This is a genomic window from Tolypothrix tenuis PCC 7101 (assembly GCF_963874875.1).
Taxonomy (GTDB): domain Bacteria; phylum Cyanobacteriota; class Cyanobacteriia; order Cyanobacteriales; family Nostocaceae; genus Aulosira; species Aulosira tenue.
In genome coordinates this window covers 4,587,042-4,599,215 of the sequence record NZ_CAWNJS010000001.1, presented here as the reverse complement: position 1 = coordinate 4,599,215, position 12,174 = coordinate 4,587,042, and the positions used below count along the sequence as shown (strand labels likewise).

Genomic DNA, 12,174 nt, shown 5'->3' with positions numbered 1-12,174 from the left:
GTGCTGTACTAGTTATACCAAATCAAATAATGTTTGCGACAGATAAATTCTTTGTAGGGGCACGGCACCAGTAAGATATTTGATAGACCAAAAGATTGTCGATGCCGTGCCCCTACCAATGTGTCGCGTTCTTTTTTCAAAATGGTATTACTCAACAAAAAAACCGAATAATAATTTTGGAGGGGGTTTGAGGGACGCAACCGTCACCCAATCGGGGGTTTGGGGGATTCTCCCCCAATTCTTCTGCCTTTTTGAATAAGTGACAAATCAATCACTAATGAGCCAAGCGTATAGAATTATAAATTTATTATACAAATACCAATTTTGGCACAGATAATGGTGGCGATCGCTTCATTGCTCAAGCCACAAATTGCAATTTCTTTTATTTACCAACATATATCAATTATTACCCAAAACTATTTCACCACGCTTCACCCAACTGTGTGAAAAACAATTCAACCAAGTGGATGACCTCAGTGTGCGAGGGTGAATTTTGTCAAAAAGAGGATTCTAGTAATAGAGAACATTGATTGCACTTAACTCTAGTGCGGAGAAATTATGAAACTACTCAAAGCTTTAGCAGCTTCTGCCGTTGTTGTTTCTTCTGTTGTCCTCTCCGCTGGAATTGCTTCTGCTCAAACAGCTGGTACTAACAGCAATTACATCGGTGTTGGGATTGCTGCTGGCGCAACAAGTGGCGGACAAGGAAATGATGATGCTCAATTTGGTGGTAACGTGCAAGGACGGGTAACTATGCCCAGAACACCTGTATCGCTTCGGGGTTCCGTTCTATTTGGTGGTGATGCCACTGCAATTATGCCTATAGTTACTTATGACGCGCCCATCGCCAAAAATACGAACGTTTACTTCGGTGGCGGTTACTCGTTTGTTACCGATGAAGGTAAAAACACCCCGCTAGGTAATCAAAATGCACCCGTAGTTACCTTGGGTGCAGAATCACAAGTTGCCAATAACGTCATCGTCTATGGCGATGCTAAATGGGGTATTGACGCTTACAGAAACAGTGATGCCGATGCCGTTAGCTTCCAAACTGGAGTAGGTTATAGATTCTAATGGGCATGGGGCATTGGGCATTGGGCATGGGGCATTGGTAATGGGTAATGGGCATTAGTTATTTCTTCCTCATCCCCAATCCCTAGTCCCCAATCCCCAGTCCCTACCTACAGCGCATTAATAAACTGCTTTACCTTATCCACTAGCGGCTGATATTCAATTTCCTGGGCTAACTCTTGAGCATTGAGGTAGCAGGATAGCGCTAATTTTTTACGTCTTCTGGTGGCGTAAAGGCTGCCCATGTTCAAGAGAGTCGAACTTTCTCCGAGGCGATCGCCTAATTCTTGATAAATTGCTATAGCTTGCTTGTAATATTTGAGTGCTTGGCTATGATTTGCAATGCTGTTATAGGTAAAACCAAGGTTATTTAAAGTGGTGGCTTCACCAGAGAGGTCTTTGAGTGCCCGACGTGTTAAAAGCACTTGATAATAAATCAATAGTGCTTGTTTGGGTTGACCTAAATCACTATATATAGAGGCAATATTATTCCAGGTTGTCGCTTCGCCAACTATATTCTTAACAGCTTTTTGAATTGGCAATGCTGCTTGGAAATATTCTAAAGCTTGCTGTTGCTGACCTAAAGCACTGTAGGCGAACCCAATGCCATTTAAGGTTGTCGCTTCACCGGAAAAGTCTCCCAGTAAGCGACGCATAGCCAAAATTTGGTTTTGCAGCAATAGCGCTCTTTTTGGTTCTCCCAATCTGGTGTAAACCAGTGCTACATCATTCAAAGTAGAAACTTCGCCTTGAGCATCTTCTAATTGCCGGAAAATTTGCAGTGCTTTTTCAAAAGATGCTAAAGCTAGGGAAAATTTGCCTATGCGACTGTAGGTAGAACCTAAATTGCTGAGTGCGGTAGCCTCGGCTCGCAAATTCCCAAATTCTTGAGCCAGGGTTAATGCTTCATTAAAACAATCTAATGCTTTTTCAGGTTGCCAGCAACCGAGGTGAGCCAGTCCGATGTCATTTAATGCATAACCTTCTCTGGCGCGATCTGGAATGATTCGAGCCAACTTTAAATTTTCGGTTGCAAGTGCAAGATATTCTTGAAATTCTCCTCGCTTGTAATAGCGGGTTGCTTCATCACGGCGTTGTTCCCACTGGGTGACTGGATTTGAAGGTTGCGACATCTGACCTCGGTTGCACTAAAAGTAAATAGGCAGGTTTGCTAGGGCCGTTGCATTTGGAATTAACCCTTCTCAGGTGATAATTTCCAAATATGAGATAAACAATATTCTCTATCTTTAGATATAAGACGTAAATAGAGTGAATATAGTATAATAGCTAACTTAAAAATGTACCTCAGAGAAATCCTGTATTTATCAAATTGAGTGCTGTAGTTGAGGTAATGAAGAGAGTTACAGTCACTCAAGATAAAGGAACTATGAAAGGTTTTAAGCAAGATATTGCTAATTTCTCGCGATCGCTCATATCTAACGAAGAGTTAATTTAGGCACAGATGCGATCGCTTTTTTTCTGTTATCGAACTCAGCATACAGAGAAGCCTAAGATTATGTAGTAGCAAATTTAACTAAAAAACATAAATTTAACCTTGGCAAAGCCTATCAGGAACTTTAAAAGCTTTGTCAAAATCTCATAACTTATAACCATTTAATTTATTTATATGCGCTTAGGTATTATTTTTAGTGCTGGATTAGTAAGTACAGGGCTATTACTGGCTTTGGGTTTAAACAAACCAGCAATATCTCAATCTCCGACACAGGTAGCACAGTCATCAGCGATCGCAAACACAAACTTACAGGAATTTAGACAGAATCGCCGGGTATGGAGTCAGCAAAGAATCCGTAACTACCGCTATACACTAAGTAGAAGTTGTTTCTGTATAGAGGAAGCTACAGTTCCAGTAACAATTGAAGTGCGTAACGGGCAAACAACTTCAATTACCGATAAAAATGGTAAAAAAGTCAATCCCGAGCTATTCCAGGAATACAGTACAATGCCCAAGGTATTCAACGTAATTCGGGATGCGATCGCCAAAAAAGCATCCAACATGACTGTAAACTACAACAAAAAACTCGGCTACCCAACCCAAATAGGCATCGATTACAACAGTCAGATAGCCGATGAAGAGTTATATCTCACAATCGAAGATTTCAAAGAAATTAAGTAAAGGGCATGGGGCATGGGGCATGGGGCATGGGGCATTGGGCATGGGTAATTGGTAATTGTTAATTCAATTTTGGATTTTGGATTGGCTTTCAATCTAAAATCTAAAATCCAAAATCTAAAATTCCTTGTCCCCAGTCCCCAATCCCCATTACCCCTTATCCCCAGAGGGGGCCCCGAGTTCCCCAATCCCCAACCTACTCCACCTGCTGCCACAAACTTTGGTAGCCAGTCACCAACCGACTACCATCTTTAAAGACATGAATTTCTATCTGGTCGCTAGCCCAGGTAATTTTGTCTTGGAAAGCAGGATTAAAAATGTTAACTCGTTGATTGCTGGATGAGACTGGAGAAGTAGGAGAATGAATCGCCAAAGATTCCACAAACGGCCCATCAATCAGAATATCTAGCTGCTCTAACAAATCTTGCGAACCTGGGGGAGCAGATTCCGATTGCAGCTGCTTTAAGGTAAAGCCAGTAAATGACATCACGTTTAATCCAGCAGCTTTCAGCTTCCGTGCTAAAGATGCCAATGCAGGTGCTTGCCAAAAGGGTTCGCCGCCAGAGAAAGTTACCCCTGTATTGCGCGGCTTTTTCAAAATATTTTCAGCAAGGGTGTCAACGGATATCAATTGGTTGACCTCGAATGACCAAGATGCTGGATTAAAACAGCCAGGACATTCGCGGGAACAACCTTGCACCCAAACAACAGCACGACAACCAGGCCCATTGACTTCAGATTCATCAACATAGCCCATAATATTAAGATGCTCAGGGGGAATTTCCATAAGTTGTTGCGATGGGTAATTTGGCTGGGATTCCATCTTTTTCCTCCTTTGAAGCTTTAGCTGTTAAATAAACTCATAACTGACTTTTCACTCAGTGGAGATGCGATAAATCGTGTCTCCCTAAACCAGCACAGCCATTCCTGGATAACGCACCGGGATTTTAAGCGCATTGTGAATTTGATTAGCTAAGGAAGCTAAGACGTTTGTGCTGATACATCTGAGATTTTGAACAAGGTAGGGGGCGGGTTGGAGAATATCATTACCGCGTGCGTCTAATTGACGTACCAAAACACGGGGACGGGCAGGAATATTGAGTTGAACTTCATCCGGTTGCAAAATATGCAGGATTTGGATGTAATCCATAATCCTTTCTGGTGTCCAAGGAGACAAGACCATTGTTTGAATAGCCAAATGTCCTGAATATTCCTGACGAAATTGCTCGATTCCTGCCACAAGGCTTGGTAGATTAATTGTCTCTACACAGCGATTGACTTGCTGCAATTGATTTGACGAAACGGCATCTAGTTTTGCGGCGACTGTATCTGCCATGATCAAATCCCTACGGACTTGGGGATCGGATAGCAAGGTGCTATTAGTCAAAACCACTGTGGGCTTTTTGGTAATTCTTTTGACAACACCGATAATTTTCTCTAAATTCAGGGCTAGTGTGGGTTCACCACTCCCACTGAGGGTGACTGTATCGACATTATCTAGTGGCACAGTCTGCAACTCATCAATAATTTGAGTTGTTGGGACAAAAATTTGGCGTTCAGTCGTTATGGCTTCAATTTTTCCCAACTGGCAGTAGATGCAGTGGAAGGAACAGGTAGATTGTGAACCAATAGGATCGATGCCAAGCGATCGCCCAAATCGCCACGATTCTACTGGGCCATAGACAGAAGCACAGGAAGGATATTGTTTATATGCTGTAGCACTCATACTTGCTCCTTCATAAAATCAAACATACACTGGTATCAAAAATCAATCTAAAAATTTGGATTTAACACAAATTTAAACCTAGAAGTTGAGGAACTTGTGAGGTTAGCTCAAAAGGATAAAGGATGAAGGTTGAACAAAATTAATTCTTTGACTCTTGACTCTTGTACAGACGCGATTAATCGCGTCTCTCCAACTCTTGACTCTTTGAAATCAAATAAAAAATCAATATGGCAATTAATATTCAGGAAATCAAAATTTTGGTGGTTGAAGATCAGCCAGAAGATTTAGAATTTTTAGCAGATATTCTTTGCTGTCAAAGGTATCAAGTTAAAAGCGTCAATTCGGGAAAACTCGCAATTAGTCAGGTAAATGCTTTTAAACCCGATTTAATTCTGTTAGATTTGATGATGCCAGAGATGGATGGATATGAACTTTGGCAATATCTGTTATATGAAAAAACTACACAAAATATTCCGATAATTTTCCTCAGTTATCCAGATGATTTCTTTAAAAAATTTAAATCCTATGAAATCGGGACTGTTGATTATATTGCTAAACCCTTACGCTTAGAAGATGTTGTACTACGGGTCAAGAATCGACTTACTCTTGAAGACCTCAAACAAAGATTAACAGCTAAAAATCCTCATTTATTAGCAGAAAGGCAGAATTTACAGCACAGCAACATATACATAGATGCGATGTTGCATAGTGCTAAAGTAGGCATTTGTCTGACTGATGAAAATGGATATTTTTTAGAGGTAAATCCTACCTACTGTCAAATGTATGGATTTACCAGTGAAGAACTAATTGGTCAGCAATTTACCCTACATTATGCGAATTTAACAGCTGTTGCTAAATCTAATTTAATTCAGCAATATAAAAATTTTATTGTTAATGCAACTCAGTCAGAAAAAAGAGAATTTATTATTACACGTAAAGATGGTTCGCGCTTACCTGTAGAGATGACTCAGGTAATTGGGCAACAGGATGATGGTAAATATTTTGTAGTCACCACACTCATAGATATCAGCGATCGCCAAGTTGCACAAGCTACCCAAAAATCTCGCGAACGCTATTTAGAAGCTTTGCTAGAAATTCGACGCAAATTAGCTAATTTCGATGGCACTAAGCAATACTACAGCGAAATTGTCCAAATTTTGGGGATAGCCGCAAAAGTTAGTCGTGTATATATTTTTGAAAATCATCATACAGCCGGAGGCGGTTTAGTGATGAGCCAATGTGCGGAATGGTGTGCGCCAGGAATTCAGCCAAAAAATCATAACCCTGCTTTACAAAGTGTTGCTTATGATAAGTCTTTTCCACGTTGGGCTACCTTATTATCACAAGGCAAAATGATTTCCGACATCGTGGCGGAATGTCCGGAGTTAGAACGGGAGATTTTAGCTAGTCAGGGAGTTTTATCAATTCTGGTTCTCCCGATTTTTGTCAAAGGTGAGTTTTTCGGTTTCATTGGCTTTGATAATTGTGTCGCCGCCCGTTTTTGGGAAACTGCAGAAGTCTCACTTTTACAAGCCACCGCTACCGCTATTGCTGTTGCGCGCGAACAAGCTCAACTATTAGAAACAGAAAAACAAGCACGTGCAGAATTAGAAAAGCAAAATCGCCAACTCCAGCAGCAAATTCGTATCAGCGAAGCTTCGCGGAAGGCGCGCCTGTTTGCGCTCAAAGCCAGTGAAGGTAAATATCGTCACCTAGTTGAGACTTCCCAAGATATCATTTGGTCTGTGGATATAGAAGGATTAATTACCTTTATTAATCCGGCGGTGAGAAAGTTATATGGTTACGAACCCCAAGAGATGATTGGGCGGGCGTTTACTGATTTTATTTTGCCCAGCCAAGTTACCCAGATGCAGGAAGTTTTTCTGCGTCTTCTCAATGGCGAGTCGATTTTTCAGCATGAAACTATTTGTAGTACAAGAGATGGTAGCATCCTGTATCTGATGCTGAATGCGATCGCTTTACATAATGATGAGGGCGAAGTTGTTGGTATTACTGGTACAGCTAGTAATATTACGCAGCGCAAACGCGCCGAACAAGCATTACAAGCCAGTGCGATTAAGCTGCGTCAGCATAATTTAGTACTTACAGAACTCGCCACCAATCAAGTGCTTTATCAAGGCGACTTCAAAGCAGCTGTGAGTCTGATTACAGAAGTAGGGGCAAAAAATATTGCGGTGGAACGAGCTAGTGTTTGGCTATATTCAGAAAACGAGACAATTTTGCAGTGCATAGATTTATTTGAGCAAAGTCAAGAGCAACATAGCGAAGGCTCTTCCCTGATTACTGCAGATTATCCAGCTTATTTCCAAGCTTTGCATCAAAACCAACTAATTGTCGCCCATGATGCCTGCACCGATCCTCGCACTAAAGAGTTCTTGGAGTCTTACTTGACTCCCTTAAACATTACTTCCATGCTGGATACACCCATCCGGCTAGGGGGAAAAACTGTCGGTGTTTTATGCTTGGAATCTGTATTAATTGCTCATCATTGGACACAAGAAGACCAAAATTTTGCCCGTTCTTTAGGAAATTTAGTCTCTTTAGCCCTAGAAGCCAGAGAACGCCGACGTGCGGAAACCGCACGCCGCATTTCCGAAGAAAAGTTAGGTTCGGCTTTTCGCTCATCTCCTGACCCGATTAGCCTCAGTATTATTCCGGAGATGCGCTATATCGAAGTTAACGATAGCTTTTGTTCATTTTTTGGTTATTCCCATGCTCAAGTCATTGGACATACTAACCAAGAATTGCAGATTTGGGTAAATCCAGAAGAATATGCTTATCTTCAGCAAATTTTGCGCCAAACAAAAGCGATTCGTAACCATGAAGTTGATGTCCGTACAGCTACAGGCGAAGTGAAAACTACCTTGTTCAGCGCGGAAATGATTGAAATTGATGGGCAACAGTACATACTGGGTACAGCTAAAGATATCACTGAGCGCAAGCAAGCTGAAAACGAAAGCCGTTTATTGCTGTTAACTACCCAAGCGATCACTCGCGCCATTGATGTAAATACGGCTTTAGTGGTGATTCTACGCTTAATTTGCCAAAATATCGCCTGGGATTTTGGCGAAGCTTGGATACCGAGCGATGATGGCAAAATTTTAGAACATACTCTCAGTTGGTACGGTGAAGATAGCAGTTTAGAAGAATTCGGCTTAGAAAGTAAAACTATTAGCTTAAATCTGGGCGAAGATTTGCCAGGGCGAGTTTGGCAACAGAAACAGGCAGAATGGTTGGAAGATGTGTCTCGTGTCACACAGCCTATTTTTTTGCGATCGCCACAAGCAGCTAGGGTAGGATTAAAAGCTGTATTTGGTGTGCCAATTGTAGCTGGTAACAAGGTTTTGGCGATTTTGGCATTCTTCAAAAGCAGCCCGGTACAAGTTGATAAGCGCTTGCTATTGCTAGTATCTGCGGTTGCTGCCCAGCTAGGGGGATTAATTCAGCGAAAATTGGTAGAAGCAGCCCATAGAAAGAGCGAAGAACGCTTGCAATTAGCCTTAGAAGCCAGCGATTTGGGATTGTGGGATTGGAATCTCACCAGTAACAAAATTTATCGTGACTGGCGCTGGAAGAAAATGCTGGGCTATGAAGAACATGAAATTGAAGATAATGTCCAAGCTTTTGAAGAATTAGTCCATCCCGAAGATTTGCCTTTAGTTAACGCAGTTTTAGCGCAGCATTTGCAAGGTGTCAGCCCAATCTATGAAGTAGAATTTCGGATGCGCTGCTCTTCTGGAACTTGGAAGTGGATTCAAACTCGCGGGCAGATTTTTGAGCGTGACGAACAGGGTGTACCACTGCGAATGACAGGTACAAACAAAGATATCACCGAACGCAAAGCCTTAGAAAAAGAAATCGCCCTGAGAGAAGCGCGCCTCAATGCCTTTTTCTCTGGTGCGCCTGTGGGCATGAGTATTTTAAATAATCAACTACGGTTTGTGCAAATCAACGAATTACAGGCAGATATCAATGGATATCCCCAAAAAGACCACATTGGTAAGACTATTAAGCAAATTATTCCCCATATTGCCCCTGTGGTTACTCCATATTACGAGCAGGTGCTATCAACTGGGAAACCAATTCTCAACATAGAAGTCAGCAGCCCTGCACCCCAGCAACCAGATACGGTGCGTCACTTTTTAATTTCCTATTTTCCCATTCCCGGTGAAGACGATCGCCCTTCTGGTGTGGGTACAGTCATGGTAGAAATTAGCGATCGCAAATATGCAGAGCAAAAACAGCGTTTAGCTAACGAACGCTTACAATATCTCCTGACTTCTAGCCCAGTGGTGATTTATAGCTGCAAAACCTCTGGGGATTTTGGCACTACTTTTATGAGTGAGAACGTGAAGAAAATGCTCGGCTATGAAGCTCGAGAATTTCTCCAAGATTCGAGTTTCTGGTTGCGTTACGTCCACCCAGAAGATGTGGAATCTCTCTTGAAAAAGTTTTCTGAGCTATTTGAGCAGGAGTATCGGTCTTACGAATACCGCTTTTTACACGCTGATGGGACTTACCATTGGATCTACGAGCAAGTAAGGTTAATCCGCGATGAGGCGGGGAACCCAATCGAATGTGTGGGTTATTTAGCAGATGTCAATGTGCGGAAGTTGGCAGAATTAGGTTTGCAAGCCAGTCAACAACGATATCAACTGTTAGCAGAAGCCTCACCAGCTTGTATTTTCCATACTGATGTTGATGGCAATATTTTATATTTTAATCAACGCTGGAGTGAAATTACTGGGCTTTCCTTAGTTGAGTCTCTGGGTAGAGCTTGGGCAAAAGCCATGCATCCAGATGATTACGAGCTTGTGTTGTCAAGTTGGGATACATCTAGGGCAAACAAAAGTCCCTATAAAATGGAACATCGGTTTCTCAGCCCTGATGGTAAAATTATCTGGGTAATTTGTCAGGCATTGCCAGAAATCGGCGAAGATGGGGAAGTTAAGGGCTATATTGGCACAGTTACAGATATTACCGAGCGCAAGCTAGCAGAAGAAGCCTTACAAGAAAGTGCGGAACGGGAAAGAGCGATCGCCCAAGTGATTCAAAGGATGCGCCAAACCTTAGATTTAGAGACGATTTTCGCCGCCACCACCCAAGAATTACGACAAGTGCTAGACTGCGATCGCGTTGTGGTTTACCGTTTCCATCCCGATTGGACTGGTGAATTTGTCTCTGAATCGGTAGGATTTGGTTGGTCTTCGCTGATAGAAGCACAAAAAAATGACCCTTCTCTCACCGAAGGCGCTTTAGCAGAAGGGCGTTGCATCTGGACAATGTTAGAGAGTCTGCAGCAGGTGCGAGATTCAGAGATGAACACCATCCCAGAGATTGAGTATACCCAAGTTGCCAATTTCCGCTATGTTACAGATATTGACAAAGTCAAATTTCAACCCAATTACATCAACTTTTTAAAGCGTCTGCAAGCTAAAGCTTATATTACTGTGCCTATTTTATGTGGCAATGAAGTGTGGGGATTATTAGCTAGTTACCAAAATTCTGGCCCCCGCCAATGGAAAACAGAAGAAATCAACATCGTTGTCCAAATTGGTAATCAGCTAGGAGTTGCTTTACAGCAAGCGCAATTGTTAGCCCAAACTCAAAGTCAGTCACAAGCATTACAAGCAGCTGCGATCGCAGCTGATGCGGCTAATCGGGCTAAGAGTGAATTTCTGGCGAATATGAGTCATGAATTGCGAACACCACTCAACGCCATTCTTGGTTTCACCCAAATTATGAGCCGGGAAAATACCTTATCCAGCGAACATCAGCAGCACTTAGCAATTATTAATCGTGCTGGTGAGCATCTATTAAATTTAATCAATGACATTTTAGAAATGTCCAAAATTGAAGCTGGTAGAACTACTTTGAATGTTACAAGCTTTGATTTAATTCATTTATTAAAAAGCTTGGAAGATATGTTGCACTTCCGGGCTGCTGCTAAGAACTTACAGTTGCTATTTGAATATGCTGATGATATTCCCCAATATGTGCAAACTGATGAAAGTAAATTACTGCAAGTTCTGCTCAATCTTTTAGGAAATGCTATTAAGTTTACTCATCAAGGTAGCGTCATACTGCGGGTAACATCGCAGCAACAAGAGCAAAATCAATCTCATCTCAATCAAATTTTATTTGAAGTTCAAGATACTGGCCCTGGCATTGCACCCCAAGAAATTGATTTATTATTTGAAGCCTTTGGACAAACTGAAACTGGCAGAAAATCGCAGCAGGGAACAGGACTAGGTTTAGCCATTAGCCGCAAATATGTACAACTAATGGGTGGAGATATTAGCGTTAGTAGTACTTTAGGTGAAGGTAGTAAATTTACTTTTGATATTCAAATTAACCTCGCTTCAGCTAGGGACATTCATCTCCAACCAACTAAATCCCCTGTTATTGGTTTAGCACCTCATCAAGAACAATATCGCATCCTAGTAGTTGATGATGCTAGAGAAAGTCGTTTATTGATAGTCGAGCTATTAACATTTATCGGTTTTGAGGTGCAAGAAGCTACTAATGGTAAAGAAGCGATCGCTCAATGGCAAGAATGGCAACCACACCTCATTTTTATGGATATGCGGATGCCGATTATGGATGGCTACGAAGCCACAAAATTTATTAAAGCTTCCGAAAGCAAACTTTCTATACCTCAGCGCCGCACTATCATTATTGCCTTAACTGCCAACGCTTTTGAAGAACAGCGCGCCGCCATGATCAAAGCTGGCTGTGATGACTTAATCAATAAACCCTTCCGCGAAGAAATTTTACTAGAAAAGCTGAGTACTTATTTAGGAGTCAAATATCTTTACCAGCAAGACAGCAATCAATTAGTCAAAGCGAATCTTAATAAAAAAGAACAAATTCTCACTTCTAGCGAATTACTGCCTTTGTTATCGCAAATGTCACCGGAATGGCTCACCCAGCTCTACCATGCGGCGGCTCAGTGCAGCGATGGCATGATTTTAGACTTACTGGATCAGATTTCCACAGAAAATGCTGTCTTAAAAACCTTTTTAACTGATTTAGCAGATAACTTTCAATTTGAAAAAATTATGGAACTCGCAGAGCAAGGGACTTCCAACTAAAAAAATATACCATCCCTGCGGGACGCTACGCGAACGCTGCGTAGGCAGGGGAGCAGGGAGCAGGGGGAGAAATAATTAATGACAAATACCCATTACCAATTACCAATTACCCATTACCCATTACCAATTAC

The 12,174-nt window shown here is 41.8% G+C and carries 6 protein-coding genes; 3 read left to right on the top strand and 3 right to left on the bottom strand.

Features of this window, described 5'->3' with window-relative positions; all coding sequences use genetic code 11:
* Window positions 1-558 precede the first annotated feature (558 nt).
* The gene (locus AACU25_RS18435) at window positions 559-1,074 is read left to right on the top strand and encodes an outer membrane beta-barrel protein (protein WP_096578034.1); all 516 of its coding nucleotides are present in this window, start codon (window positions 559-561) and stop codon (window positions 1,072-1,074) included.
* Between the two features lie 107 nt (window positions 1,075-1,181).
* On the opposite strand, the gene AACU25_RS18430 is transcribed toward AACU25_RS18435, so the two are convergent.
* Window positions 1,182-2,204: a tetratricopeptide repeat protein gene (locus AACU25_RS18430; protein WP_096578032.1), complete on the bottom strand. Its 1,023-nt coding sequence runs from the start codon at window positions 2,202-2,204 to the stop codon at window positions 1,182-1,184.
* A 494-nt stretch (window positions 2,205-2,698) separates the two neighbouring features.
* Here AACU25_RS18430 and AACU25_RS18425 point away from each other — a divergent pair, with 494 nt between their 5' ends.
* Window positions 2,699-3,205 (top strand): DUF6174 domain-containing protein, encoded by a 507-nt coding sequence (locus AACU25_RS18425; protein WP_096578030.1) that lies wholly within the window; start codon window positions 2,699-2,701, stop codon window positions 3,203-3,205.
* 193 nt (window positions 3,206-3,398) lie between these two features.
* On the opposite strand, the gene AACU25_RS18420 is transcribed toward AACU25_RS18425, so the two are convergent.
* Both AACU25_RS18420 and AACU25_RS18415 read right to left on the bottom strand, forming a co-directional pair.
* Window positions 3,399-4,025, bottom strand: coding sequence for a 4Fe-4S single cluster domain-containing protein (locus AACU25_RS18420; protein WP_096578028.1), 627 nt, complete (start codon window positions 4,023-4,025; stop codon window positions 3,399-3,401).
* A gap of 84 nt (window positions 4,026-4,109) precedes the next feature.
* Window positions 4,110-4,928 carry a radical SAM protein gene (locus AACU25_RS18415; RefSeq protein ID WP_096578026.1) on the bottom strand — a complete coding sequence of 273 codons (819 nt, stop codon included), beginning with the start codon at window positions 4,926-4,928 and terminating at the stop codon, window positions 4,110-4,112.
* 227 nt (window positions 4,929-5,155) lie between these two features.
* Here AACU25_RS18415 and AACU25_RS18410 point away from each other — a divergent pair, with 227 nt between their 5' ends.
* Window positions 5,156-12,043: a PAS domain S-box protein gene (locus tag AACU25_RS18410; protein ID WP_096578024.1), complete on the top strand. Its 6,888-nt coding sequence runs from the start codon at window positions 5,156-5,158 to the stop codon at window positions 12,041-12,043.
* Window positions 12,044-12,174 lie beyond the last annotated feature (131 nt).

What these genes read in the sequence shown, in the direction of transcription:
- AACU25_RS18430 (WP_096578032.1), bottom strand. Translation starts at nt 2,204, where the DNA reads ATGTCGCAACCTTCAAATCCAGTCACCCAGTGGGAACAACGCCGTGAT.
- AACU25_RS18410 (WP_096578024.1), top strand. Translation starts at nt 5,156, where the DNA reads ATGGCAATTAATATTCAGGAAATCAAAATTTTGGTGGTTGAAGATCAG.
- AACU25_RS18415 (WP_096578026.1), bottom strand. Translation starts at nt 4,928, where the DNA reads ATGAGTGCTACAGCATATAAACAATATCCTTCCTGTGCTTCTGTCTAT.
- AACU25_RS18435 (WP_096578034.1), top strand. Translation starts at nt 559, where the DNA reads ATGAAACTACTCAAAGCTTTAGCAGCTTCTGCCGTTGTTGTTTCTTCT.
- AACU25_RS18425 (WP_096578030.1), top strand. Translation starts at nt 2,699, where the DNA reads ATGCGCTTAGGTATTATTTTTAGTGCTGGATTAGTAAGTACAGGGCTA.
- AACU25_RS18420 (WP_096578028.1), bottom strand. Translation starts at nt 4,025, where the DNA reads ATGGAATCCCAGCCAAATTACCCATCGCAACAACTTATGGAAATTCCC.